The organism is Thermoanaerobacter sp. X514, assembly GCF_000019065.1.
GTDB classification, from domain to species: Bacteria; Bacillota; Thermoanaerobacteria; order Thermoanaerobacterales; family Thermoanaerobacteraceae; genus Thermoanaerobacter; species Thermoanaerobacter pseudethanolicus.
Genome location: NC_010320.1, coordinates 1,632,548 through 1,658,054, shown reverse-complemented (window position 1 = coordinate 1,658,054; position 25,507 = coordinate 1,632,548). Strand labels below are relative to the sequence as shown.

The 25,507-nt window shown below is 33.2% G+C and carries 25 protein-coding genes; 22 read left to right on the top strand and 3 right to left on the bottom strand.

Annotated elements, in window-relative coordinates:
• The first annotated feature begins 30 nt into the window (after positions 1 to 30).
• The 22 genes from TETH514_RS08255 to TETH514_RS08150 all read left to right on the top strand — a co-directional run bounded on the left by TETH514_RS08255 (position 31) and on the right by TETH514_RS08150 (position 22,990).
• Positions 31 to 2,133: a polyribonucleotide nucleotidyltransferase gene (locus TETH514_RS08255; RefSeq protein ID WP_003866759.1), complete on the top strand. Its 2,103-nt coding sequence runs from the start codon at positions 31 to 33 to the stop codon at positions 2,131 to 2,133.
• Positions 2,134 to 2,235: 102 nt separating this feature from the next.
• Positions 2,236 to 2,952 (top strand): polysaccharide deacetylase family protein, encoded by a 717-nt coding sequence (locus TETH514_RS08250; protein ID WP_003869128.1) that lies wholly within the window; start codon positions 2,236 to 2,238, stop codon positions 2,950 to 2,952.
• A gap of 40 nt (positions 2,953 to 2,992) precedes the next feature.
• Complete coding sequence (locus TETH514_RS08245; protein WP_009052389.1) at positions 2,993 to 4,249, top strand: pitrilysin family protein; 1,257 nt, start codon at positions 2,993 to 2,995, stop codon at positions 4,247 to 4,249.
• The gene (dut, locus tag TETH514_RS08240; RefSeq protein ID WP_003869126.1) at positions 4,233 to 4,679 is read left to right on the top strand and encodes a dUTP diphosphatase; all 447 of its coding nucleotides are present in this window, start codon (positions 4,233 to 4,235) and stop codon (positions 4,677 to 4,679) included. The genes TETH514_RS08245 and dut overlap by 17 nt, the downstream gene beginning before the upstream one ends.
• Before the next feature lie 11 nt (positions 4,680 to 4,690).
• Complete coding sequence (locus TETH514_RS08235; protein WP_003869125.1) at positions 4,691 to 4,942, top strand: YlmC/YmxH family sporulation protein; 252 nt, start codon at positions 4,691 to 4,693, stop codon at positions 4,940 to 4,942.
• Between the two features lie 87 nt (positions 4,943 to 5,029).
• Positions 5,030 to 6,226, top strand: coding sequence for an aspartate kinase (dapG, locus tag TETH514_RS08230; protein WP_003866764.1), 1,197 nt, complete (start codon positions 5,030 to 5,032; stop codon positions 6,224 to 6,226).
• A gap of 61 nt (positions 6,227 to 6,287) precedes the next feature.
• Positions 6,288 to 7,004, top strand: coding sequence for a ClpP family protease (locus tag TETH514_RS08225; RefSeq protein ID WP_003866765.1), 717 nt, complete (start codon positions 6,288 to 6,290; stop codon positions 7,002 to 7,004).
• The gene (locus TETH514_RS08220; RefSeq protein WP_009052388.1) at positions 7,004 to 7,213 is read left to right on the top strand and encodes a YlzJ-like family protein; all 210 of its coding nucleotides are present in this window, start codon (positions 7,004 to 7,006) and stop codon (positions 7,211 to 7,213) included. Before TETH514_RS08225 ends, TETH514_RS08220 begins: the two co-directional genes overlap by 1 nt.
• A gap of 118 nt (positions 7,214 to 7,331) precedes the next feature.
• Complete coding sequence (locus tag TETH514_RS08215) at positions 7,332 to 9,458, top strand: DNA translocase FtsK (RefSeq protein WP_009052387.1); 2,127 nt, start codon at positions 7,332 to 7,334, stop codon at positions 9,456 to 9,458.
• 18 nt (positions 9,459 to 9,476) lie between these two features.
• Entirely contained in the window at positions 9,477 to 10,787 is a 1,311-nt protein-coding gene (rimO, locus tag TETH514_RS08210; protein ID WP_003866769.1) for a 30S ribosomal protein S12 methylthiotransferase RimO, read from the top strand.
• On the top strand, positions 10,787 to 11,323 hold the full coding sequence (gene pgsA / locus TETH514_RS08205) for a CDP-diacylglycerol--glycerol-3-phosphate 3-phosphatidyltransferase (protein WP_009052386.1): 537 nt from the start codon (positions 10,787 to 10,789) through the stop codon (positions 11,321 to 11,323). The genes rimO and pgsA overlap by 1 nt, the downstream gene beginning before the upstream one ends.
• A gap of 13 nt (positions 11,324 to 11,336) precedes the next feature.
• On the top strand, positions 11,337 to 12,578 hold the full coding sequence (locus tag TETH514_RS08200) for a competence/damage-inducible protein A (protein ID WP_009052385.1): 1,242 nt from the start codon (positions 11,337 to 11,339) through the stop codon (positions 12,576 to 12,578).
• Positions 12,579 to 12,642: 64 nt separating this feature from the next.
• Positions 12,643 to 13,668: a recombinase RecA gene (gene recA / locus TETH514_RS08195; RefSeq protein ID WP_003866772.1), complete on the top strand. Its 1,026-nt coding sequence runs from the start codon at positions 12,643 to 12,645 to the stop codon at positions 13,666 to 13,668.
• A 42-nt stretch (positions 13,669 to 13,710) separates the two neighbouring features.
• Positions 13,711 to 14,307, top strand: coding sequence for a regulatory protein RecX (locus tag TETH514_RS08190; protein WP_009052384.1), 597 nt, complete (start codon positions 13,711 to 13,713; stop codon positions 14,305 to 14,307).
• A 79-nt stretch (positions 14,308 to 14,386) separates the two neighbouring features.
• Positions 14,387 to 15,913 carry a ribonuclease Y gene (gene rny / locus TETH514_RS08185; RefSeq protein WP_009052383.1) on the top strand — a complete coding sequence of 509 codons (1,527 nt, stop codon included), beginning with the start codon at positions 14,387 to 14,389 and terminating at the stop codon, positions 15,911 to 15,913.
• A gap of 127 nt (positions 15,914 to 16,040) precedes the next feature.
• Positions 16,041 to 16,823, top strand: a complete 783-nt coding sequence (locus TETH514_RS08180; RefSeq protein ID WP_009052382.1) for a TIGR00282 family metallophosphoesterase — start codon at positions 16,041 to 16,043, stop codon at positions 16,821 to 16,823.
• 72 nt (positions 16,824 to 16,895) lie between these two features.
• Positions 16,896 to 17,156, top strand: coding sequence for a stage V sporulation protein S (locus TETH514_RS08175; protein WP_003866776.1), 261 nt, complete (start codon positions 16,896 to 16,898; stop codon positions 17,154 to 17,156).
• 69 nt (positions 17,157 to 17,225) lie between these two features.
• Positions 17,226 to 18,062: a PHP domain-containing protein gene (locus tag TETH514_RS08170; RefSeq protein ID WP_009052381.1), complete on the top strand. Its 837-nt coding sequence runs from the start codon at positions 17,226 to 17,228 to the stop codon at positions 18,060 to 18,062.
• 55 nt (positions 18,063 to 18,117) lie between these two features.
• Positions 18,118 to 19,305, top strand: coding sequence for a pyridoxal phosphate-dependent aminotransferase (locus TETH514_RS08165; protein ID WP_009052380.1), 1,188 nt, complete (start codon positions 18,118 to 18,120; stop codon positions 19,303 to 19,305).
• Between the two features lie 13 nt (positions 19,306 to 19,318).
• Positions 19,319 to 20,740: an adenylosuccinate lyase gene (purB, locus tag TETH514_RS08160; protein WP_003866780.1), complete on the top strand. Its 1,422-nt coding sequence runs from the start codon at positions 19,319 to 19,321 to the stop codon at positions 20,738 to 20,740.
• Between the two features lie 74 nt (positions 20,741 to 20,814).
• Positions 20,815 to 21,711 (top strand): stage V sporulation protein K, encoded by an 897-nt coding sequence (gene spoVK, locus TETH514_RS08155; protein ID WP_003866781.1) that lies wholly within the window; start codon positions 20,815 to 20,817, stop codon positions 21,709 to 21,711.
• 4 nt (positions 21,712 to 21,715) lie between these two features.
• Positions 21,716 to 22,990: a methionine gamma-lyase family protein gene (locus tag TETH514_RS08150; protein ID WP_003866782.1), complete on the top strand. Its 1,275-nt coding sequence runs from the start codon at positions 21,716 to 21,718 to the stop codon at positions 22,988 to 22,990.
• Between the two features lie 49 nt (positions 22,991 to 23,039).
• Here TETH514_RS08150 and TETH514_RS08145 read toward each other — a convergent pair whose 3' ends face one another.
• From TETH514_RS08145 to proC, 3 genes are all read right to left on the bottom strand, one after another.
• Positions 23,040 to 24,032 (bottom strand): tyrosine recombinase XerC, encoded by a 993-nt coding sequence (locus TETH514_RS08145; RefSeq protein ID WP_009052379.1) that lies wholly within the window; start codon positions 24,030 to 24,032, stop codon positions 23,040 to 23,042.
• 177 nt (positions 24,033 to 24,209) lie between these two features.
• Positions 24,210 to 24,677 carry a ribonuclease HI gene (rnhA, locus tag TETH514_RS08140; protein WP_009052378.1) on the bottom strand — a complete coding sequence of 156 codons (468 nt, stop codon included), beginning with the start codon at positions 24,675 to 24,677 and terminating at the stop codon, positions 24,210 to 24,212.
• Between the two features lie 2 nt (positions 24,678 to 24,679).
• Positions 24,680 to 25,474 carry a pyrroline-5-carboxylate reductase gene (gene proC / locus TETH514_RS08135; protein ID WP_003866786.1) on the bottom strand — a complete coding sequence of 265 codons (795 nt, stop codon included), beginning with the start codon at positions 25,472 to 25,474 and terminating at the stop codon, positions 24,680 to 24,682.
• Positions 25,475 to 25,507 lie beyond the last annotated feature (33 nt).

The following is a 25,507-nucleotide window of genomic DNA, read 5'->3' as shown; positions in this document are numbered from 1 at the left end:
TTCTATAAAATTTTACGAAAGGAGGATAACATGGAAGAACGAACTTTTGAAATGGAACTAGCCGGGAGAAAGTTGTTAGTCCAGATAGGAAAAGTAGCTCAACAAGCAAATGGAGCAGCTTGGGTAAAATACGGGGATACTGTCGTTCTAGTTACTGCCTGTGCTTCCAAAGAACCCCGAGAAGGAATTGACTTTTTTCCTTTAACTGTTGAGTACGAAGAAAGATTGTACTCTGTCGGTAAAATTCCTGGTGGTTTTATAAAAAGAGAAGGAAAACCTAGTGAAAAGGCAATTCTCTCTGCTCGGTTAATTGACAGACCAATTAGGCCTTTATTTCCCCATGGTTATAGAAATGACGTACAAGTTATAGCTACAGTTTTATCTGTTGATCCTGATGTACAACCAGAAATAGTCGCAATGATTGGTTCTTCGGTTGCTCTTTCAATTTCTGATATTCCTTTTGATGGTCCTACAGGTGCGGTAGCAGTAGGATTAGTCGATGGACAATTTATAATTAATCCTAACCATGAGCAAAGAGAAAAAAGCTTAATGCATTTAGTGGTTTCAGGAACGAAAGATGCTATTGTAATGGTGGAAGCAGGAGCAAAAGAGGTTCCTGAAGAAACTATGCTAGATGCTATAATGTATGCTCACGAATATATCAAACAGATTGTAGAGTTTATAGAAGGAATAGTTAAAGAAGTAGGTGTTCCGAAAAGCGAAGTAATTTTACATGAAATAGACAAAGAACTAGAAGAAAAAGTAAGAGCCTATGCAACAGAAAAAATATACAATGCGTTAAGAACAGCAGAAAAGAAAGAGAGAAACGACAACTTAGATAAAGTTGAACAAGAAGTTTTAGAGCACTTTAAAGAAGAATATCCTGATAATCTTGCTGATATAGATGAAGTACTTTACAATATAATGAAAGAACAAATGCGAAAAATGATAACAGAGGAAAGAATAAGAGTAGATGGCAGGGGCCTTGACGACATAAGACCAATATGGTGCGAAGTAGGAGTGCTACCCAGAACTCACGGTTCTGCGATTTTCACAAGAGGACAAACTCAAGTGCTTACAGTAGCAACATTAGGTGCATTAGGAGATATTCAGATTTTAGATGGCATAGGAGATGAAGAAGCAAAAAGATATATGCATCATTACAATTTTCCACCCTACAGTGTTGGAGAAGTAAGGCCTCTAAGAGGTCCTGGTAGGAGGGAAATTGGTCATGGAGCTTTAGCAGAAAGGGCTTTAGAACCGGTGATTCCTTCTGAAGAGGAATTTCCCTATACTATAAGATTAGTGTCAGAAGTTTTAAGTTCCAATGGTTCTACTTCTCAAGCTAGTGTTTGTGGCAGTACTTTAGCTTTAATGGATGCAGGAGTTCCAATAAAAGCTCCAGTCGCAGGAGTTGCTATGGGGCTTATCAAAGAAGGAGATGTAGTTTCTGTACTCACTGATATACAAGGAATTGAAGACTTTTTAGGGGATATGGACTTCAAAGTAGCAGGCACAGAAAAAGGAATCACAGCGATACAAATGGATATAAAAATTCCTGGAATTGACAAAGAAATTTTAAAAATGGCTTTAGAAAAGGCCCGAAGGGGTAGACTATACATTCTCAGCAAAATGTTAGAAGTTATAAAAGAACCGAGAAAACAGTTATCAGTATACGCACCTCGTGTTATAAGAATGGTAGTTGACCCTGAAAAAATTAGAGAAATAATCGGACCTGGCGGCAAAACCATAAGTAAAATTATTGCAGAAACGGGAGTAAAAATTGATATTGAAGAAGACGGCAGGTTATACATTACTGCTTCTGATTTGAGATCTGGCGAAAGAGCTAAGCAAATGATTGAGGCTATAACAAAAGATATAGCAGTAGGAGAAATTTATTTAGGAAAAGTGCTTAGAATAACACCCTTTGGAGCTTTTGTAGAAATTGCTCCTGGTAAAGAAGGACTTGTCCATATTTCTAAGCTATCGAAAAAACGGGTACAAAAAGTAGAAGATGTAGTAAAAGTTGGCGATGACATATTGGTAAAAGTCACAGATATAGATAAACTAGGAAGAATAAGTCTTTCAAGAAAAGACGCATTGCCTGATGAAGAGGAAGAAGAAAGAAACTAAAGGCATAAACCGACCCACGGTTTATGTTTTTTATTTTTTAGTAATATATTCGCCGCCTGTTTGAATAAAATTAAAGTGAGAATATCAACGGGTGGTGTTATAATGAAAATATTTTATATAAAATATCCTAAAAAAAGCTTTTGGATTATTTTTTCCTTAGCAATATTACTGCTCATCTTTTTAATTTACATAATTACACGCAGCGTTTCTGTTTTTAACAGCAATGAACCTATTTATAAAGGAGATACAAAGGAAAAAAAGATTGCCTTTGCTTGCAACGTTGCATGGGGAGATGAGTACATACCAAAAATGTTAGATATTTTTAAAGATAACAATATCCATATTACATTTTTTTTTGAAGGAAAATGGGCAGAAAAAAATCCTGATGTTGTAAAAGATATTTATCAAAAAGGCCATGAAATCGGAAGTCATGGATACACACATGTAAAATATACAAATTTAAGTAGGCAACAATATGAAGAAGATATTAAAAAAAGCGGTGAAATTTTAGAAAAAATTACAGGAACAAAGCCTACCCTTTTTGCACCACCGTATGGTGATTTCAATGATGAAGTAGTAAAAGTAGCAGAACAATTAGGATATAAAGTTATTCTATGGAGTTTGGACACTATAGATTGGAATAATCCAAGTCCTCAAACAATTGTAGATAGAGTTATGACTAAATATCACAATGGTGCTATTGTGTTAATGCACCCTACTCAAAATACCGTGGAAGCATTGCCCCAGATAATAAAACAACTTAAAGAAAAAGGTTATAAAATAACTAAAGTATCGGAAGTAATTGTAGATAACAATTAAATTTGCTATAATAATAATTAAATTTGCAAAGGAGGATAAAATGTACGAACAAAAGATTATTGAAGGAGTAAAAGTTGTAACTTGTAAAATTCCTCACGCATATTCTGTATACATAGGGATATGGATTAAAGCAGGCTCTATGTACGAACATAAAACTATAAATGGAATATCTCATTTTATAGAACACATGGTTTTTAAAGGTTCTAAGTTAAGAAGCGCAAAGCAAATTGCGGAAGAAACGGATAGTATTGGTGGGCAGTTAAACGGCTTTACTGAAAAAGAAAGTACCTGTTTTTATATAAAAGTCTTAAATACTCACGTAAAACAAGGTCTTGATATACTTTTTGATATGGTATTTAACCCTGCTTTTAAAGAAGAAGACATAGAGAAGGAAAAGCAAGTCATCTTTGAAGAAATATTGACAGAATTAGATTCTCCTGAAGACGTAGCTTACAACCTTTTAGCAAAAACAATATGGAACGGACATCCCTTGTCTTTTCCTGTACTTGGTACTTTTTCTACTGTTAAGAAGCTAAACAAAGGACAGATTGTAGATTATTATAATTCCCATTATAACAAAGATAACATAGTCATCTCGATAGCTGGAAATTTTGGCGATGATATCTATGAAATACTGCAAAAATATTTATCAAAAATTCAAAAAACTAATGTTATTTCTCAATTAACTTCTCCAATTTGGCATAAAAACAAAGCTTTTTATGAAAAAGATTTTGAACAGGTAAATTTATGTATTGGTTTGCCTGGGATAACTTACGACTTAAGGAAAGTATATGCTTTAGCTATCATTAATAATGCTTTTGGTGGAGGAATGAGTTCAAGACTATTTCAAAAAATAAGAGAAGATAAGGGATTGGTTTACTCGATTTATTCTTATCCTTCTACCTATCACCATGCTGGGGTTTTTTCTATTTTTGCTAGTATGAACGCTAATAATTTTAGAAAGGTATATAACTTAATTTTAAAAGAAATGGAAGAAGTGCATTCAAAAGGCTTAGCAAAAGAAGAGATTGATAAATTTAAAGAACAACTTCGCATAAACGTATTAATGGATTTAGACAGTATAAGCAGTAGAATGAGCACAATAGGAAAATCCATGCTTTTATTTAACAAAGTGTATACTGTAGAGGAAATACTTCAGACAATAGATAACTTGACTTACGACGAAATAAATGATTTAGCTAAAAAAATTATAAATCCTGCTGACATGAGCATAGCCGTGGTTGGAAAATTAAACAAAAGAGATAAAGGGTGGTTAGAAAATGTCAATAATACTTAAGATTAAAAAAACTGATGATGCTAAAGACTTACCTTTGCCTGCTTATATGAGTGAAGGAGCCGCTGGGATGGATTTATATGCTAATGTTAAAGAGGAAGTCATATTACAGCCTGGCGAAATAAAACTAATTCCAACAGGTATACAAATTGAACTTCCTCCAAATTTTGAGGCCCAAATAAGGCCAAGAAGTGGCCTAGCTTTAAACTATGGAATAACCCTTTTAAATACTCCTGGCACAATTGATTCTGATTACAGAGGAGAAATAAAATTAATAGTCATCAATTTAGGAAAAGAAGCAGTCAAAATCGCAAGGGGACAAAGAATTGCTCAAATGGTAATCAATCAGATAGTAAGACCAACAATAGTAGAGGCAGAAATCCTTTCAGAAACAAAAAGAGATGAGGGAGGATTTGGCCATACCGGTATATAAGGAGGGGTTCTATGCGGTTAAGCGAATTTGGAAATAAAGAAATTGTAAATTTAACGGATGGAAGAAGATGGGGATTAGTAGAAGATTCAGATTTAGTTATTGATGAAGAAACAGGAAGGATTCATTCAATAATAGTATATGAATCAAAAGGTTTATTTAGAGGAAAGACAAACTATATTGAAATAAGTTGGGACTCTATAAGAAAAATTGGTGACGATATGCTTATTGTGGAATTTGAAGAAAAGAAAAGACGGTTTTATTAAAAATATTACTTTTCTTTATCACTTTAATGAAGTATAATAATATAAAATGTCTCAACTTAGATACCTTCAAAAGGAAAGGATGAGAACGTGAAAATATTGGTACAAAAATTTGGTGGAACTTCTGTATCAACACCTGAGAGAAGAGAAAAGGCTGCCTCAAAAGTAATTGAGGCAGTTAAAAACGGTTTTAGCGTGGTAGTAGTAGTTTCTGCAATGGGAAGAAATGGAGATCCTTACGCCACAGACACTCTAATAAACATGGTCAAATCAATAGATAACAATATTTCAAAACGGGAATTAGATTTATTGATGAATTGTGGTGAAATAATCTCCAGTGTGACTTTTGCTGCAACTCTATCAAAAAAAGGTTATAAAGCAAAAGCATTTACCGGAGGACAAGCAGGCATTATAACAGATGATAATTTTGGCAATGCAGAAATTATAAAAGTAGAACCAACAAGACTTTTAGAAAGTTTAAAAGAAGGAATTATTCCTGTAGTAGCAGGTTTTCAAGGCATGACAGAAGAAGGAGATTTAACTACGTTAGGGCGAGGAGGCAGTGATACAACTGCTGCTCTTTTAGGTGTAGCTCTAAAAGCTTCTGCAGTAGAAATATATACAGATGTAGATGGAATAATGACAGCAGATCCTCGCATTGTTTCAAAAGCTCATATTTTGAACAAAATAAGTTATAATGAAGTATTCCAATTTGCAGAACAAGGAGCAAAGGTAGTACATCCTAGAGCGGTAGAAATAGCAATGATAGGTAATATACCCCTTGTTATAAAAAATACCATGTCAGACAGTCCAGGCACTATTATAACTCAATATAATGAAGCTTACGATAATATTTACGATATAGACAAATTAGTCACTGGAATTGCTAATATGGACCATAGAGTTCAAATCGTGCTGGAAAACAGTGAAAACACAGAAAGTATATTTGAAAAAATTGCAGAAGAAAAAATAAGCATTGACCTTATTAATATTTTTCCTGAAAAACAGGTTTTTACAATATCAGAGGTGGATTTTAAAAAGTTACAAAAACTTCTTGAAGAAAACAACATAAAATATTCCTACAGAACTAATTGTTCAAAAGTCTCTATAATTGGTAATAGAATAAGAGGCGTTCCAGGAATAATGGCAAGAGTAATAAAGGCATTATCAAGGCATGATATAGAAATTTATCAAACAGCTGACTCTCATAATACTATTTCTTGCCTTGTAAGTCAAGATAAAGCTGAAGAAGCAGTTAGAGTTCTACATGAGGAATTTAATCTTTAAAACTTAGAAGCGCATACTATTGCGCTTTTTTCTTATACTAATTATTAGGAGTGTGATAAAGATGAGCAATTTTTTAAAAAATGAAGAAACAGAACAACCTCAGACTTTACCACCTGTTCAAGAAAATTTAAAAAATTTAGGCCAGACAAACGTACCTAATTTTGAAAGCAATATTCATTGTCTTACTATAATAGGACAAATTGAAGGCCACATGATTCTGCCTCCACAAAACAAAACCACAAAGTATGAACACATAATACCACAATTGGTAGCAATAGAAGAAAACCCTAATATAAAAGGAGTTTTAATTTTATTAAATACTGTAGGAGGAGATGTGGAAGCAGGTCTTGCTATCGCGGAAATGATAGCAAGCCTTTCTAAGCCTACTGTATCTATAGTATTAGGTGGAGGTCACAGTATCGGGGTGCCTTTAGCAGTTTCAGCAAATTATTCTTACATAGTGCCAAGTGCTACCATGACAATACATCCTATCAGAATGACAGGATTAATAGTAGGAGTTCCCCAAACTTTTGATTATTTCAACAAAATGCAAGATAGAATAGTAGAGTTTATTGTGCGAAATTCAAAAATAAAAAGAGATACTTTTATGAAACTTATGCTTAAAACTGGAGAATTAGCCAACGACATAGGAACAATCTTAGTTGGAAAAGAAGCAGTAGATTACGGTTTGATTGACGAAATAGGGGGTATCAAAGAAGCTTTAAAGAGGTTACACAATATGATAGAAGAAAGAGAAAAAAAGAAAGGTGAAGAATAATGTTATATACAATAATTCCCTATGAATTAATTTTTGAAAAAAGAGAAGATATACCCACCAATTACATAGAACTAAAGATGGGGAATAAACAGTTAGTAGTAGAAAAACTCTCAAATGGAAATTATATAATTCAAAGAATGTATTCTACTAATCCTTTTGATTACCTAGACGCAAAATATTCTCCAGGAAGCATGATAAGTATTTATTAGAAAAATTTTTGTGTTATAATAGATGTGTTTAAAAAATTAGCACATCTATTTTTTTGTTGCTATTTTACATAATTAATACTAAAATTTTTATAGAAGAAATTATAAACAGGTGGTATATATGATTGATAAAAAACAAAAGTCTCTCAAAAACGAAATCATTGGAATTATATTTTTGGCTTTTACACTTATTTCTTTTTTAAGCCTTTATACAGATACAACTGGTGCTATAGGTAAAAACATAGGAATTTTTTTAAAGGGTTCTTTTGGGATAGGTTCTTATGTTGTATCTGCTTTACTTTTAGTATTTGCGTTGATGTTTCTTTTTAATAATCGAGATTTTATAAAATTACATAAAGCTGCAGCACTTTTTGGACTTTTTCTAACCCTCATAAGTTTAGATCATTTGTATTATTTCCCTTCTAATGAAGGATTAAAAAATTATATTTTAGCTGCTTACACTAATGGTATAAACAATATGGGTGGAGGAGTTGTTGCTGCCTTACTGGTATATTTTCTAGTAAAACTTTTGGGTATCACAGGAAGCTATATATTATTGTTTTCTTCTTTGGCAATTTTTATAGTGCTTATTACAAATGTATCTATCGTAAACCTGATGGAATCTTCCTATCAGAAGTTTAAACAACGTAAAAAAAAGTCAAAAAAAACAGACCATGAGAAGGAAGTAATTTCTACCTCTACTTCTCAGGAGGATTTCACACCTTTAATTGAAGAAAATATAACAGATAAAAATAGAACAATCGATATAATTGAACAAGTAGAAGAAGAAAGAAAAATCTATGAAAAAGGTACAAAAGATAAAGAAGAGGTTATAGAAAGCGAGTATCTTCCTCCTCCTATAACCCTTTTAAAAGAGGCAATTCCCCCACCAAAAATAAAAAATGAAGTGTTAATGGAGAAAGTAAAAAAAATAGAAGACACCCTTAAAAACTTCGGAGTTGATGCAAAAGTTATCCAAGTGACAAAGGGGCCTGCAATTACTCGTTTTGAATTGCAACCTAGTGCAGGAGTCAAAGTTAGCAGAATTGTGAGTTTAACAGATGACATTGCTTTAAGTCTAGCTGCGCCTTCTGTGAGAATAGAAGCGCCGATTCCTGGTAAATCTGCTATTGGAATAGAAGTCCCAAATGATAAAATAGCTCCAGTATATTTGAGAGAAGTAATAGATAGCAAAAAGTTTAGAAATTTTAAATCAGACTTAGCAATTGGTTTAGGAAAGGATATCGCAGGTAATATTGTCATAGTAGATTTGTCTAAAATGCCTCATTTGCTCATTGCAGGTGCAACAGGTTCTGGTAAAAGTGTTTGCATAAATTCTCTTATAGTGAGTTTGTTATACAAAGCCTCTCCACAACAGGTGAAAATGATATTGATAGATCCAAAAGTAGTAGAACTTAATATTTATAACGGCATTCCTCATCTCTTAACTCCGGTTGTCACAGACCCTAAAAAGGCAGCCGGTGTCTTAAATTGGGCAGTACAAGAAATGACTAAGCGTTATAATTTATTTGCCCAATATGGAGTTAGAGATATAGACAGCTATAACGAAAAATACAAAGAAAACAGCTTATATAAAATTGTAATCATAATTGATGAGCTTTCTGACTTAATGATGGTCTCTCCTGCAGAAGTAGAAGAATATATATTTAGGTTAGCTCAAATGGCAAGAGCAGCTGGCATTCATTTGGTCATTGCTACCCAAAGACCCTCTGTTGATGTAATAACGGGAGTTATTAAAGCTAATATTCCTTCAAGGATTTCTTTTGCTGTATCTTCTCAAATTGACTCAAGAACAATTTTGGATATGGCAGGTGCAGAAAAACTTTTAGGAAAAGGCGATATGCTTTTTAACCCTATAGGAGCAGCAAAACCTATGCGAATTCAAGGAGCTTTTATCTCTGAAGAAGAAGTAGAAGCTGTAGTAAATTTCTTAAAAAATCATTCTAAGCCTCAGTACGAAGAAATAGAAATTGAGGGAAAGACAAATGGAAAAATTTTTGAACAACAAGAGGATGAGTTATTAGAAGATGCTATTTCTGTAATTTTAGAAACAGGGCAAGCTTCTATTTCAATGTTACAAAGAAGATTAAGAATTGGGTACGCGAGAGCTGCCCGAATTATAGATCAATTAGAGCAAAAAGGTATTATAAGCGGTTATGATGGTTCTAAGCCAAGGCAAATTCTTGTATCAAAAGAAGAAATAAAAAAAATATTAGAAGAATCTTAAAATAGAAAGGAAATGCAGATGAAAAATGTAGGAATTATATCTCTTGGATGTCACAAAAACACAATTGATTCAGAAAAAATGTTAGCAATTTTAAAAGAAAAAGGTTATAACATAGTAAATGATGAAAATAAAGCTGACATACTCATTATAAATACTTGTGGCTTTATAGAAGATGCAAAAAGAGAGTCGATAGAATGTATCATTGAGATGGGAAAACTCAAAAAACACAGGCTAAAATACCTTATTGCAACTGGCTGTTTGTCTGAAAGATATAATAAAGAATTATTAAAGGAACTTCCTGAATTAGATGCAGTAATTGGCACTGGAGATTTCCACAAAATTGCAGAAGTAATAGAAAAAATAGAAAAAGGAAAAACTGTTTTAGAATATGGACACGCTAATTTACTAAATGATGAAGGAATACAGCGCATTTTAACTACGCCAAATTATTACGCCTATTTAAAAATTGCAGAAGGTTGCAGCAATGCTTGTTCTTTTTGCATAATTCCAAGGCTTAGAGGAAGATACAGAAGTCGCAAAATGGAGGATATACTCAGAGAAGCCGAGGAACTCGTCAAAAAAGGTGTAAAAGAACTTATACTCATTGCTCAAGACACTACAAAATATGGAGTAGACGTTTATAAAAAATTTATGCTGCCCCAACTTTTAAAAGAAATTTCTAAGATTGATGGTTTAAAGTGGATTAGGTTACTTTATGCATATCCTGATAGTGTAACAGAAGAACTTGTTGAAGAGATAAAAAACAATGAAAAAATAGTAAAATATATTGATATTCCGCTACAACATTCTCATGATGAAGTCCTAAAAAGAATGAATAGAAATACTAATAAACAAAAAATAGAAGAGGTTATAAGTAGATTGCGTAGCATTCCATACATGGTAATACGCACTACTTTTATGGTAGGCTTCCCTGGAGAGACAGAAGAAGAATTTGAGGATTTAAAACAATTTGTAAAAGAAAAAAGATTTGAGAGAGTAGGAGTTTTCACATATTCTCGAGAAGAGGGAACTAAATCGTATTATATGAAGCCCCAAATTAAAAAGAGTGTCAAAATTAAAAGACAACAAGAGTTGATGGAGATACAAAAAGAAATTTCTTATCAGCATAATCTTTCAAAAGTGGGAAAGCAGTTAGAAGTACTAATTGAAGGTTTTGAAGATGGAATATATTATGGCAGAAGTTATATGGATGCCCCTGAGATTGATGGTGTTGTTTATGTAAAAAGCGACAAAAAACTCAAAGCTGGAGATTTTGTGGTAGCAACTATAACAGATGCTTATGAGTACGATTTGGTGGGGGAATATTAATGAATTTAGCAAACAAACTTACAATATTAAGACTTTTTTTAATACCTATTTTTATGTTTTTTATGCTTGTCAGAGGTCCCTACAACGATTTTATAGCTGCAGGAATATTTGCACTTGCAGCATTGACCGACAAATTTGATGGATATGTAGCAAGAAAGTTTAATCAAATAACTAATTTTGGAAAATTTATGGACCCGCTGGTAGACAAAATAATGGTTTCTTCTGCTTTAATAGCCTTAGTACAAATGGGACGCATTCAAAGTTGGATTGTAGTAGTTATATTAGCAAGGGAATTTTTAATAACAGGTATTAGGACAGTTGCTGCTGATAAGGGAATCGTCATTGCTGCCAGTAATTACGGGAAATACAAAACTACTTTTCAAATGATAGCAGTAATTGCACTGATGCTTAATAATTACCCTTTTAGCCTTATAAATTTTCCTTTTGACACTATAATGGTGTATATGGCTTTAATTTTAACAATTTATTCGGGTGTAGATTATATTATAAAATCTAAAAATTTATTCAAAGATTAAAGAGGTGTTTTAATTGAGAGGAGAAATTATTTCTGTTGGCACAGAGCTTTTATTAGGACAAATTTTAAATACTAACGCTAAATATTTATCTGAAAAATTGGCTCTTTTGGGCATAGATATATATTTCCATACTAACGTTGGAGATAATGAAGAAAGATTAAAAGAATGTTTAAACATCGCTTTTAACCGCTCTGACCTTATAATAACAACAGGTGGATTAGGCCCTACTGTTGATGACATTACAAAAGAGACAGTGGCTTCTTTTTTAGGTCTTCCTCTTGTAGAAAATCTAGAAGCAAAAGAAGAGATAATAAGATTTTTTGAAAAAATAGGACAAACACCTACCATGAATAACTTCAAACAAGCCTTTTTCCCAGAAGGCGCAAAAATTTTGCCAAATAAAAATGGAACAGCTCCTGGTTGTATAATAGAAAAAGATAACAAAATCATCATAATTTTGCCTGGTCCACCTTCTGAGCTAATTCCAATGTTTGAGGAATATGTATATCATTATCTTAAAAGCAAAACTAATGAAACTATAAAATCTCGAGTAATCAAAATATTTGGCTTAGGTGAATCAAAAGTAGAAGAAATGGTAAGACCCCTTTTGTTTAATTCTAATCCTACTGTTGCTCCTTTAGTAGGTGATGGATATGTAATTTTGAGAATAACTGCAAAAGGACATGATGACAAAGAAATTTCAGAAATGATTGAGGATATGGAATCAAGGATTAGAGGTATCATAGGTGATTATATATACGCTGTAGATGAGGAAGAAATGGAAGAAGTCGTGGTAAAATTACTACAGAAAAACAAATTAACTCTTGCTGTCTCTGAATCTTGTACAGGTGGTTTATTGGCAAAAAAAATAACAGATGTATCAGGGGCTTCAAAAGTCTTTAATTTAGGTGTTGTTTCTTACAGTAATGAAGCTAAAGAAAACATCTTAGGGGTGAGAAAATCTACTTTAGAGTCTTATGGAGCAGTAAGCTATGAGACAGCAAAAGAAATGGCAGAAAATGTAAGAAAATTGGCCAATGCTGATTTTGGTTTGTCTACTACTGGAATTGCAGGACCTACAGGTGGAACACCTGAAAAGCCCGTAGGATTAGTGTATGTGGGTTTTGCTACCAATGAAGAAGTCTATGTAAAAAAACTAATGTTAAGTGGTGATAGAAGTAAAATAAGAACAAGGACAGTACTACATGCTTTAGACATTGTAAGAAGATATCTTCTGGGAATAAAAATTGACTAGTTATGTCCATTAATATATAATTAATTTAATACAATACCCTGTATTCTTGGGAGGTAAATAATAAATGATAGAAAAACAAAAGGCTTTAGAAATGGCTATAAGTCAAATAGAGAGGCAGTTTGGCAAGGGCTCTATCATGAGATTGGGAGATACTGCAAAATTGAATGTAGAAGTAATACCTACAGGTTCTCTTGAATTAGACATTGCTTTAGGTGTCGGAGGAGTCCCTCGAGGAAGAATAATAGAAATTTTTGGCCCTGAGTCTTCAGGAAAAACCACCTTAGCGCTACACATGATAGCAGAAGCACAAAAAATGGGAGGAACAGGTGCTTTTATAGATGCAGAACATGCTCTTGATCCTGTATATGCAAAAAATCTTGGTGTCAATATTGAGGACTTATTAGTAGCACAGCCTGATACTGGCGAACAAGCCTTAGAAATTGCAGAAGCCCTTGTTAGAAGTGGTGCTGTTGATATAATTGTGATAGACTCTGTTGCCGCTTTAGTACCTAAGGCGGAGATTGATGGTGAAATGGGAGATAGCCATGTAGGGCTTCAAGCAAGATTGATGTCTCAAGCTTTGAGAAAATTAGCAGGGGTCACCAGTAAGTCTAAAACTATTGTGGTCTTTATAAACCAGCTTAGAGAAAAAGTAGGTGTTCTGTTTGGAAATCCTGAAACAACCCCTGGAGGAAGAGCTCTGAAATTTTATGCTACAATAAGACTAGATGTGAGAAAAGTGGATGCAATAAAACAAGGAAATGAAATAATCGGAAATAGAACCCGTGTCAAAGTTGTAAAAAATAAAATTGCTCCGCCTTTTAAACAAGCAGAATTCGATATAATGTATGGAGAAGGTATTTCAAGAGAAGGAAGCATTTTGGATATTGGCACAAGTATAGACATAATTGAAAAAAGTGGTGCTTGGTATTCCTATGGAGATATACGATTAGGGCAAGGAAGAGAAAACGCAAAGCAATTTTTAAAAGAAAACAAAGAAATCGCTGATGAAATTGAAAGAAAAATTAGAGAAAATTTCAATCTAGCTTATAATAAAATAAAATCCTCCCCTGATGCAATAGTAGAATGACCCCTTATTGTGGGGTTATTTTATTACAAAGGAGAAATAAGCATGATAATAACTACTATCGAAAAGCAGAAAAAAACGCAATATAATGTTTACATAGATGGAGAATATGCCTTTAGTTGCAATTTAGAAGATTTGAGCTATTTAGGCATAGAAAAAGGAAAAGAAATAGATAATGAACAGTATAATTATTATGTAAACTATATTGCAACAAGACAAGCGAGTGACTACGCATTTAAACTTTTATCAAGAAAAATGTTAACAGAAAAAGAACTTTCTCAAAAGCTTGAAATAAAAGGTTTTGAAGAGAATATTATAAAAAGTGTTATTGAAAAGCTGAAAAGCTATAACTATATCAATGACAAAGTTTACGCTAAATTATTTATAGAACAAAAAATAAACCAACTATACAGTAGGCGAAAAATTTATTACGAACTTATAAAAAAAGGAATTAGTAAAGAACTGATCCAAGAAAGTTTAAACAATTTTTATCCTGAAGAAAAAGAAGTTGAAATAATAAAAAAAATAATTGAAAAAAAATCAAAATTCCAAGAAGACACTAAAAAGTTAAAAAACTATCTTTACAACAACGGGTTTCAAATTGAAAACATTAGTGATGCCTTGAAAGAAAAGGATTTATAACTTGACATAATTTTGAAAAGGGACTAAAATAAAATATGAATATCTACTAAGGAGGTGTAAGAGTATTAGCCATGTTCAATTGATAATCACAGCACTTATTGCAATAGCGGTCGGCTTTCTAATTGGTTATTTGGCAAGAAAGATTATTGCAGAATCCAAAATAAAAAGCGCAGAAAATTTAGCGCGGACCATATTAGAAAGTGCAAAAAGAGACGCTGAAAATAAAAAAAGAGAGCTCTTATTAGAAGCTAAAGAAGAGATTCACCGCATGCGAACTGATTTAGAAAAAGAGATAAGGGATCGCAGAGGTGAATTACAGCGTTTAGAAAAAAGACTCCTTCAAAAAGAAGAAACCCTGGATAAAAGAGCCGAAACTTTAGAACAAAAAGAAAATCTTCTAGAAGAAAAACAAAAAGAAATTCAACAATTGGAAGAACAAATTTCTTTACTCCATCAAAAAGAAATAGAAGAATTAGAAAGAATTTCGGGACTAAGCCGTGAAGAAGCAAAAGCCATTTTATTAGAAAGTGTTCAAAAAGATATACAACATGAAATGGCTGTAATGATTAAAGAAATGGAAAACAAAGCTAAAGAAGAAGCAGAAATGAAAGCAAGGGAAATAATTAGCAATGCCATTCAACGTTGTGCGGCTGACCATGCTGCAGAAACAACTGTGTCTGTTGTTACCCTTCCTAATGATGAAATGAAAGGTCGCATAATAGGTAGGGAAGGTAGAAATATAAGGACAATAGAGACATTGACGGGAATTGACCTTATAATAGATGATACTCCTGAGGCTGTTGTTATTTCAGGCTTTGACCCTATACGAAGAGAAGTTGCGCGGATTGCGCTGGAAAAATTAATTGAAGATGGGCGAATACATCCCGCAAGAATAGAGGAAATGGTAGAAAAGGCTAAAAAAGAAGTAGACAACATGATAATCAAAGCAGGAGAAGAAGCGGCTTTTGAAGTAGGAATTCACGGTTTGCATCCCGAGCTGATTAAGTTACTAGGAAGACTTAAATTTAGAACTAGTTACGGGCAAAATGTCTTAAAGCATTCAATCGAAGTAGCTCATTTGGCAGGACTTATGGCTTATGAATTAGGTGCAGATGCCCTAGTTGCCAAAAGAGCAGGACTTTTACACGATATAGGTAAGGCCGTAGACCATGAGGTGGAAGGCCCTCATGTAATGATAGGTGCAGAACTAGCTAAAAGATATCATGAGTCTGATGCTGTCATTCATGCCATAATGGCTCATCATAATGATGTAGAGCCTCAGACTGTTGAGGCAGTATTAGTACAAGCGGCAGATGCTATCTCTGCTGCAAGGCCAGGTGCAAGGCGGGAAGCTTTAGAAGCCTATATTAAGCGTTTAGATAAGTTAGAACAAATTGCTAATTCTTTTGAAGGTGTAGAAAAGTCTTATGCTATACAAGCAGGAAGAGAAATCAGAATAATGGTAAAACCTGAAATTGTCAATGATGATGATATTGTCATTTTGGCGCGAAATATAAGCAAAAAAATTGAGGAAGAAGTTGAATATCCAGGTCAAATCAAAGTGACTGTCATAAGAGAGACAGTAGCTGTAGATTATGCAAAATAAAGGATTGAAAAAAAGCGTGCGATGAGCACGCTTTAAAAGTTTCATCATAAATTTTTATTAGCTATTGTTTTAATACATAGGTTTGTGTAATAATAAGTTTAAGAAAATTATTTTTTGGAGGTTAAGAATGAAGATACTTATCATCGGCGATATAGTTGGAAGACCAGGTAGAAACATATTAAAAGAGCACTTACAAGAATTAATATCAGAATACAATATTGACATAGTTATAGCGAATGGAGAAAATGCTGCCGGAGGAAATGGACTGACTCGCAAAGTTGCTGATGAACTTTTTGAAATGGGAATTTCTGCATTAACAATGGGAAATCACGTGTGGGATCAAAAAGAAATATTAAAATTTATTGATGAAGAAATGCGAATTGTAAGACCTGCCAATTATTTAGAGGAAACACCTGGCAGAGGATCTATAGCACTTAATTTTAAAAATACAAAAATTGGTATTATAAATTTGCAGGGAACTACCTTTATGCCTTGCAATAGAAATCCTTTCTTTGTCGCCTTAGAAGAAATAGAAAAGTTAAAAAAAGAGACGAATATAATCCTCGTAGATTTTCATGCAGAAGCTACTTCTGAAAAAATAGCAATGGGATATTTTTTAGACGGAAAAGTAAGTTGTGTTTTTGGCACTCATACTCATGTACAAACGGCAGATGAGAAAATATTACAAAATGGGACAGCTTACATAACTGATGTTGGCATGACAGGTCCTAGTGATTCTATATTGGGAATAGATAAAGAATTAATAATTAAAAAATTTACATCTTCTGTACCTGTACGCTTTGAAGTTGCAAAAAAAGGTCCTGCCCAGATAAATGCCATTGTAATTTCTGTAGATGAAATAACAGGAAAATGCTATAGCATAGAACGCATTAATAAAATTTATGCATAAAAAGGAGGATTTTTAAAACAAATGTAGAATATTAACAAGGAGAAAATCATTTGTCTTTAAGGGGGAAAAACAATGGAAGTGTTAAAAGTTTCAGCAAAATCTAATCCAAATGCTGTAGCAGGAGCGTTGGCAGGGGTGTTAAGGGAGCGTGGAGGTGCAGAAGTACAAGCAATAGGTGCAGGTGCAATAAATCAAGCTGTAAAAGCTGTTGCAATTGCAAGAGGGTTTGTAGCTCCCAGCGGAATTGACTTAATTTGCATTCCTGCTTTTACAGACATTGAAATAGACGGTGAAGAGAGGACAGCAATAAAGTTAATTGTAGAGCCACGATAAAAAATAACCTGCATTTTGCAGGTTATTTTAAATTGTAAAGGTAAAATTTAGAGGAAAGGTTGGGATATAATGTTTGCAGACCTTCACATGCATTCAAAAGCTTCCGATGGAACTAATTCACCATCTGAAGTAGTTCGATTGGCAAAAGAACATGGACTTAGCTGTATTTCTCTGACAGATCACGATACAGTTGATGGGCTTGAAGAAGCCATGGAAGCTTCTGCTAAATATGAGATTGAAGTTATTCCTGGAATTGAGTTTAATTGCTATTATCAAAATCAAGAAGTTCATATTTTAGGTTATTTTATAAATTACAAAGATAAAAAATTTTTTGAAAAGTTGGAAGAAATGAAAAAGTTGAGAAATGATAGAGCCAAAGCGATTTTAAAAAAATTAAATGAATTAGGGATTGATATTTCTATAGAAGACGTATTGGAATTCACAAGTGAAAAATTCATAGGAAGACCTCATATAGCAAGAGCCATGGTAAAAAAGAATTATGTAGAAAGTGTAAAAGAAGCTTTTGAAAAATACATAGGAGTGGGTGCTCCTGCTTATGTAGAAAGATATAGAATCACTCCTTTTGAAGCAATAAACCTTATTTTAGAAAATGGAGGTGTCACTGTTTTAGCTCATCCCGGTTTACTTCAAGATGATAATATTATTGAGGAATTAGCCCCAAAAGGTTTAATAGGAATAGAAGTTTACCATTCAAAACACACTACTGAAGATGTAGAAAAGTATTTAAACAAAGCTAAAAAATACAAGTTAATCATAACTGGAGGCTCAGATTTTCACGGTATAGAAGTAGATGGCAGAGACCTTTTAGGAACCATAAAGTTAGACTATGAATATGTAAAAATATTGAAAAGTAAAGCTAAAAATTTTGTAGAAATATCAAAATAATTAAGTTAAAATAATATTGTGATTCATATAACGAAATCCTCTGGAGGTGTAAAAATTGGATTTATCCCAAAATGCCTTACAAATTACCCCTTCTATGACATTAGAAATAACAGCAAAGGCAAAACAGCTAAAAGCTCAAGGCGTAGACGTTATAGACTTCGGAGTAGGAGAGCCAGATTTTGATACATCTGATTACATAAAAGAAGCTGCAATTGACGCTATAAAAAAAGGCTACACCAAATACACCCCTTCTTCGGGCATTTCTGAATTAAAAAAAGCAGTATGCAACAAGCTTTTAAAAGATAACAGCCTTAAATACCAACCAGAACAAATTGTCATATCAAACGGTGCTAAACACTCTATATATAACGCTCTTTGTGCAATTTTAAATCCTGGCGACGAAGTTATAATTCCTGTACCTTATTGGTTAAGCTATCCTGAGATGGTAAGGCTGGCTTATGGAAAGCCTGTCTTTGTAAAAACAAAAGCAGAAAATGACTTTAAAATTACAGCCGAAGAATTAAAAAATGCTATTACCTCTAAGACAAAAGCTTTAATTTTAAATACCCCCAACAATCCAACTGGCTCAGTGTATACTAAAGAAGAGTTAGAAGAACTTGCAAAAATTATTGAAGAAGCAAATATTTTTGTCATTTCAGATGAAATATACGAAAAATTAATTTATGAAGGCAGTCACATCAGTATCGCCTCTTTAAATGAAAAAATTAAAGAACTGACAATTTTAGTAAACGGTATGTCTAAAGCTTATGCTATGACAGGATGGAGAATTGGATATACTGCTTCTTCTTTAGAAATTGCAAAGGTTATGTCAAACATTCAAAGTCACACCACCTCAAATCCCAATTCAATTGCTCAATATGCCAGTGTAGCCGCTTTATCAGGAGATGAAACTGTTATTAAAAGAATGGCAGAAGAATTCAATAAAAGAAGAATTTATATGGTTGAAAGGATAAATAAAATAAAGGGGTTAAAATCAAATAAACCTCAAGGGGCTTTCTATGTAATGGTAAATATAGACGAATACATTGGAAAAGAAATAAAAGGAAAAATTATTAGAGGTTCCATAGATTTTGCAAATGCTTTAATTGAAGGAGCAAATGTAGCAGTTGTTCCTGCTTTGCCCTTCGGAATGGACAATTACATTAGGATTTCTTATGCTACTTCCATTGAAAATATTGAAAAAGGCTTAAATAGAATCGAAGAATTTTTAAATAAAGCATAATGAGGAGGTAAATATGCGAGATACTTATCAGAATCCGTTAATAACAAGATATGCTAGCAAAGAAATGGCCCAAATCTTCTCTGACGACGAAAAATTTAAAACTTGGCGAAGATTATGGGTAGCTTTGGCAAAAAGCGAAAAAGAATTAGGGCTCAATATTACAGATGAGCAGATTAAAGAAATGGAAGAAAATATAGACAACATAAACTATGAAGATGCGGAAAAATTCGAAAGAGAATTTCGACATGATGTTATGGCTCACATACATGCCTATGGTCTTTTGTGCCCCAAAGCAAAACCTATAATCCATTTAGGAGCTACCTCTGCTTTTGTAGATGACAATACTGATATAATTCTTATGGATAGAGCTCTTGAACTAATTGAAAAGAAACTTCTCAAAGTAATAAAAATTTTATCCGAATTTGCACTAACTTATAAGGATTTACCCACTTTAGGTTATACTCACTTTCAACCAGCTCAACTTACTACAGTTGGTAAAAGAGCATGCCTTTGGATACAAGATTTAATTCTCGATTTACAAGATTTAAGATATAGAAGAGAAAACATAATGTTAAGAGGAGTAAAAGGCACCACTGGTACACAAGCAAGTTTTATGGAACTTTTTGGTGGTGATGAAGAAAAAGTAAAAGAGCTAGACAGATTAGTAATAGAAAAAATGGGATATAAAAAGTCCTTCCCTGTGACAGGACAAACTTATACGAGAAAATATGACTTTATGCTCTTGTCTGTTTTAAGCGGTATTGCTCAAAGTGCTCACAAATTCAGCAACGACCTAAGGCTTTTGCAACATTTAAGAGAAATTGAAGAGCCCTTTGAAGAAAAACAAATAGGCTCCTCTGCAATGGCTTATAAAAGAAATCCTATGAGAAGCGAGAGAATGGCAGCTTTAAGTAGGTATGTTATTGTCACACTTTTAAATGCATCTATTACTTCTTCTGCTCAATGGTTTGAAAGAACTTTAGATGATTCAGCTAACAGGCGAATTGTAATACCCGAAATGTTCCTTGCCACAGATGCTATATTAAATCTTTATATAAACATTGCGTCTGGTTTAAAAGTAAACAAAAAAGTAATTGAAAAAAATGTGATGAAGGAATTGCCTTTTATGGCTACAGAAAAGATTTTAATGGAAGCAGTACTTAAAGGTGGGGACAGACAAGAGTTACATGAAGCTATAAGAGTATACTCCTTAAAAGCGGCAGAAGAAGTTAAAAATGGAGAAGAAAATAGGTTGCTTGATTATATACAAAATGACCAAAGATTTAAACTTTCCCAAGAAGAAATTAAAGAATTAGTTGACCCTATAAAATTTACCGGAAGAGCTGTAAGCCAGACTGAAGAATACATTAAGGAAATTGTAAACCCTATTTTAGCAGATTTTAAAGAAGATGTAGAAGCAAAAGTAGAAGTGTAAAATTTGTTCACTTTCCACATCCCAATATCATAGAATAACAATAAAATAAAAATGGTATTGGGATGTGGTGGTAGATGGGAATATGGCCAGTTTTTTTTGAAGGATATAAAATAGAAAAAAAGTCAGAAGATAAACCTAAAGAAGTCACAACAACTGTAGATGATAAAAAATTACAAGAAGAAGCTTTAAAAGAGCTAAATTCTTTGATAGGCCTTAATAAAGTGAAAGAAATTATACAAGAAATTTACGCTTTCTCGCAACTGCAAATAAAGCGTAAAAAGGAAGGATTAGCCACTGAACCTATAGTATTACATATGATATTTAAAGGCAATCCAGGAACAGGCAAAACTACTGTAGCAAGGATATTAGGAAAACTTTTAAAAAGTATAGGAGTTTTAGAAAAAGGCCATGTAGTTGAAGTAGAGAGAGCTGATCTAGTAGGAGAATACATAGGACATACTGCTCACAGAGTCCGTGAAAATGTAAAAAAAGCTTTGGGAGGAATTTTGTTTGTAGATGAAGCTTATTCTTTGGCAAGGGGTGGAGAAAAAGACTTTGGCAAAGAAGCTATTGATACTCTTGTCAAAGAAATGGAAGACAATAGGAATAAATTTATACTTATATTAGCAGGTTACAAACACGAAATGGAATATTTTTTAAATACCAATCCCGGACTTCGCTCCAGGTTTCCAATCCAGATAGATTTTCCTGATTATACTATAGATGAACTTCTTCAGATTGCGGAAGTCATGGTAAAAAACAGGCAATATAAGCTTACAGAAAGTGCAAAGAGAAAATTAATGAAAATATTGATTCGTGACGACAATTCAAGAGAAATGGGGAATGCGCGCCTTGTAAGGAATATCATAGAAAGAGCAATTAGAAAACAGGCTGTAAGAGTTTTAAACAAAATAAATATAACCAAAGAAGATTTAATAACAATAGACAGTATAGACATTAGAGAGGACTGAGAAAATGGACACAAAAAAATTTTTGCAGAACAATTTCCATATAAACTCAAAAATAATCGAAGTTATAGAAAAAGCAGAAAAAGATTGTCATCCTGTATTTAGAAAGATTGATAAGACTGTAGAGTACAATCAGTATAAGGTCATATATCATTTCCAAAAGAACAAATTAAGCGATATCCATTTTAATGGCACAACTGGCTATGGATATGGTGACATCGGGCGAGAGACAATCGAAAAGATATATGCAGGAATATTTGCCGCAGAAGACGCTTTAGTAAGGCCTCAAATCGTTTCTGGAACTCATGCTATAGCATTATGTCTATTTGGCAATTTAAAACCAAATGAAGAGCTAATTTCAGCTTGTGGGAGGCCTTATGATACGTTAGAAGAAATAATAGGGATAAAAGGGGAGGGGAGGGGAAGTTTAAAAGAATACGGAGTTATATATAAAGAAATTCCCCTCCTTAATGATGGAAAAATAGATATAGAAAGTGTAAAAAAAGCAATAACCTCAAAAACTAAAATGGTGATGATTCAACGATCAAAAGGGTATGACTATAGAAAGTCTTTGAAGATAGAAGATATAGAAAAGGCAATTAGTGAAATTAAAAAGGTAAAAGAAGATGTAATCATATTTGTAGATAATTGCTATGGAGAATTTACTGAGATAAAAGAACCAACAGAAGTAGGAGCCGACATTATAGCAGGTTCTCTTATAAAGAACATAGGTGGGGGAATTGCCCCTACAGGTGGATATGTAGTAGGAAAAAAGGAATTAGTTGAAAATGCTTCTTATAGGCTATATGCCCCTGGCATAGGAAAAGAGGTAGGTCCTTCTTTAGATTTAAATAGATTGATTTTACAAGGGTTATTTTTTGCACCTCAAGTGGTAGGACAAGCTTTAAAAGGAGCTGTTCTTTTAGCGAAAATTATGTCAGACTTAGGCTATGAAGTTACTCCAAAATATGACGAAGAAAGAACTGACATAGTTCAAGCTATCAAATTTAAAACTGCTGAAGAGTTGATATCTTTTATCCAGGGAATACAAATGGGGTCCCCAGTAGACTCTCATGTAATTCCTGAGCCGTGGGACATGCCAGGATATCAGGATAAAGTCATAATGGCAGCAGGAGGATTTATACAAGGATCTTCTATAGAGTTAAGTGCAGATGCCCCTATAAGAGAACCTTATATCGCATACGTGCAAGGTGGTCTTACTTATCCTCAAGTAAAATTGGCAATGGCTATTGCTTTAAATAATATTTACAAAGAAGAATAAGCTACGAAATAAAATTCAAGAGGAAAGATTTTCCTCTTGAATTTTATTTTCAATCTTCCTTTTGTGATAAAGGGTTTTTATTTACAGCTTCTTTTAATTGCGAATCATCTACATGGGTATAAATTTGCGTCGTAGACACGTTAGAATGCCCTAGGAGCTTTTGTAAAGTCCTTATATCTACATTACCATATCTGTACATCAAAGTCGCGGCTGTATGGCGCAATTTATGGGCAGAATATTTTTTTCCTTCTAAATTAGCATTTTTTAAATGTTTTTTTACGGTATATTGTACAGTTTTAACACTTATGCGTTTAAGCCTTTTGCTCAAAAACAAAGCCTTTTTATCTTTGACTCCTTCTTTAGGTCTTACCTTCAAATATGTATTTATTGCATTAATACAGGCATCATTTAAATAAACTGTTCTTTGTTTATTTCCTTTTCCTATAACAGTTAGTTTATCGTCTTTTATGTCGTCTAAATTTATATTCACCAGTTCAGAAACTCTGAGCCCACAGTTTAAAAACAAAGTGATAATTGCGTAATCTCTTTCTTTAAAAGGTCCATCTATGGAATTTAAAAGTTTTTTACTTTCATCAAGGGTGAGGTAAATAGGCTGTCTTACAGAAAGTTTTGGCGACTCTAATTCTTGAGTAGGATTTTTGCTTAGCACCTTAGCTTTTTTATAAAGATAGTTATAAAAAGACCTTAAACTTGCTACTTTTCGAGCACGAGCATGGGGAGTATTAGACCTTTCGTTAGCCACAAAGTTAAGATAGGCGTATAAGTCGTTTAAATCAACAGACTCTATCAAATCAACATCCACATCAGAGATATCTATTTCATCAAATTCAACATCAGGACTAACTTTTCGGCGCCTTTGCTTTAAAAAACGCAAAAACAAAACTAAATCATAGGCATAAGCTTTTACAGTATTATAAGAGCGGGCTTTTACAGTTGAGAAGTAGTTTAAAAATTCTTCAAGAAGAGGGGGATATTTAATAGAACCATTATTGGAAGTATTATTAGAAATTTCATTAGACATTTTCAAAACTCCTTTCTACAATCCTAATTATACGAAATAGTTATTTCGTATAATTACTTGTTATATATCATAACATAATTTCTGAGCCAAAATCAAGTATTTTTTGGTATAACTTCGGCATCCTTGCCTTAATTATTTTACACCATATAAACAAAACCCCAAAGGAAATTTGTAAATTCACTCCTTGGGGTTTTGTCTGGTATTTCTTTTTATTTGCTCTGTAGCCAGTCTATCACATAAATTATTGTATTCATTATCTGCATGGCCCTTTACTTTAATCCAATTGACTTGATGATTTTTTGAAATCTCTAAAAGCTCCTTCCACAAGTCCTGATTTTCTACTGGAGTTTTATCTGATTTTAGCCAATTGTTTTTCTGCCACTTTTCAAGCCAGCCTTCTTTAAAGGCATTTATTACATAACTACTATCACTATATAAATTAACTTTACAAGGCCTTTTTAAGGCTTTCAAACCTTCTATTACTGCTTTTAATTCCATTCTATTGTTTGTAGTATTTTCTTCAAATCCTGATATTTCTTTTTTTGTTCCTTTGTACAGTAAAACTGCTGCCCAGCCACCTGGACCAGGATTACCACTACAAGCTCCATCTGTGTATATTTCAACAACATCGATATTATTTGACATTTTTACTTCAATCCCTTTGTTTTTTGATATGCTGCAGCCACTGCTTCAATCACTGCACTTCTCATTGCATTTTTTTCCAAAATCCTTATACCTTCAATAGTTGTACCACCTGGAGATGTTACCATGTCTTTTAATTGGCCAGGATGAAAACCTGTTTTTAATACCATGTTACCTGCACCAGCTACAGCCTTTGAAGCTAATTTATACGCAACATCTCTTGGTAATCCCAATAGTACACCACCATCTGCCAATGCTTCAATAAACATGTACACAAATGCTGGACTACAACTAGAGACAGCCATTGCAGCATCAATTAACTTTTCTTCTACTTCTACAATTTCCCCACAGGTTTTAAAAATCTTCTCCACAATTTCTTTATCCTCTTGTTGTATCTCTTGTGAGTAACTTATAGCAGTAACACCTTCTCCTATTAAAGCAGGAGTATTAGGTATTGTTCTCACTATTTTTCCTGCTTTTAAAATATCTTTGACATGGCTTATAGTTATACCTGGAGCTATAATGATTATTATCTTTTTATCAGTTACTTTTGCTCTTATTTCCTCCAAAACAACGTCGTAGATGTTAGGTTTTACTGCTAAGATGATAATGTCCGACTTTTCAGTTAAATCAATATTGTCTTTTGCAATAGCAACTCCAAATTCTTTCTCTAATCCCGCTGTTTTTTCTTTCACTGGATCGTAAAGAATTAGATCTTCTGCCTCTATAAAATCCGCTTTTAATATGCCCTTTATAAGGGCAAGGCCCATATTGCCAACACCTATGAAACCAATCTTCATTTTGGCAAACTCCCTTACTTTATTATTTCAAAA

What these genes read in the sequence shown, in the direction of transcription:
- TETH514_RS08255 (WP_003866759.1), top strand. Translation starts at nt 31, where the DNA reads ATGGAAGAACGAACTTTTGAAATGGAACTAGCCGGGAGAAAGTTGTTA.
- TETH514_RS08250 (WP_003869128.1), top strand. Translation starts at nt 2,236, where the DNA reads ATGAAAATATTTTATATAAAATATCCTAAAAAAAGCTTTTGGATTATT.
- TETH514_RS08245 (WP_009052389.1), top strand. Translation starts at nt 2,993, where the DNA reads ATGTACGAACAAAAGATTATTGAAGGAGTAAAAGTTGTAACTTGTAAA.
- dut (WP_003869126.1), top strand. Translation starts at nt 4,233, where the DNA reads ATGTCAATAATACTTAAGATTAAAAAAACTGATGATGCTAAAGACTTA.
- TETH514_RS08235 (WP_003869125.1), top strand. Translation starts at nt 4,691, where the DNA reads ATGCGGTTAAGCGAATTTGGAAATAAAGAAATTGTAAATTTAACGGAT.
- TETH514_RS08225 (WP_003866765.1), top strand. Translation starts at nt 6,288, where the DNA reads ATGAGCAATTTTTTAAAAAATGAAGAAACAGAACAACCTCAGACTTTA.
- TETH514_RS08220 (WP_009052388.1), top strand. Translation starts at nt 7,004, where the DNA reads ATGTTATATACAATAATTCCCTATGAATTAATTTTTGAAAAAAGAGAA.
- TETH514_RS08215 (WP_009052387.1), top strand. Translation starts at nt 7,332, where the DNA reads ATGATTGATAAAAAACAAAAGTCTCTCAAAAACGAAATCATTGGAATT.
- rimO (WP_003866769.1), top strand. Translation starts at nt 9,477, where the DNA reads ATGAAAAATGTAGGAATTATATCTCTTGGATGTCACAAAAACACAATT.
- pgsA (WP_009052386.1), top strand. Translation starts at nt 10,787, where the DNA reads ATGAATTTAGCAAACAAACTTACAATATTAAGACTTTTTTTAATACCT.
- recA (WP_003866772.1), top strand. Translation starts at nt 12,643, where the DNA reads ATGATAGAAAAACAAAAGGCTTTAGAAATGGCTATAAGTCAAATAGAG.
- TETH514_RS08190 (WP_009052384.1), top strand. Translation starts at nt 13,711, where the DNA reads ATGATAATAACTACTATCGAAAAGCAGAAAAAAACGCAATATAATGTT.
- TETH514_RS08180 (WP_009052382.1), top strand. Translation starts at nt 16,041, where the DNA reads ATGAAGATACTTATCATCGGCGATATAGTTGGAAGACCAGGTAGAAAC.
- TETH514_RS08175 (WP_003866776.1), top strand. Translation starts at nt 16,896, where the DNA reads ATGGAAGTGTTAAAAGTTTCAGCAAAATCTAATCCAAATGCTGTAGCA.
- TETH514_RS08170 (WP_009052381.1), top strand. Translation starts at nt 17,226, where the DNA reads ATGTTTGCAGACCTTCACATGCATTCAAAAGCTTCCGATGGAACTAAT.
- purB (WP_003866780.1), top strand. Translation starts at nt 19,319, where the DNA reads ATGCGAGATACTTATCAGAATCCGTTAATAACAAGATATGCTAGCAAA.
- spoVK (WP_003866781.1), top strand. Translation starts at nt 20,815, where the DNA reads ATGGGAATATGGCCAGTTTTTTTTGAAGGATATAAAATAGAAAAAAAG.
- TETH514_RS08150 (WP_003866782.1), top strand. Translation starts at nt 21,716, where the DNA reads ATGGACACAAAAAAATTTTTGCAGAACAATTTCCATATAAACTCAAAA.
- TETH514_RS08145 (WP_009052379.1), bottom strand. Translation starts at nt 24,032, where the DNA reads ATGTCTAATGAAATTTCTAATAATACTTCCAATAATGGTTCTATTAAA.
- rnhA (WP_009052378.1), bottom strand. Translation starts at nt 24,677, where the DNA reads ATGTCAAATAATATCGATGTTGTTGAAATATACACAGATGGAGCTTGT.
- proC (WP_003866786.1), bottom strand. Translation starts at nt 25,474, where the DNA reads ATGAAGATTGGTTTCATAGGTGTTGGCAATATGGGCCTTGCCCTTATA.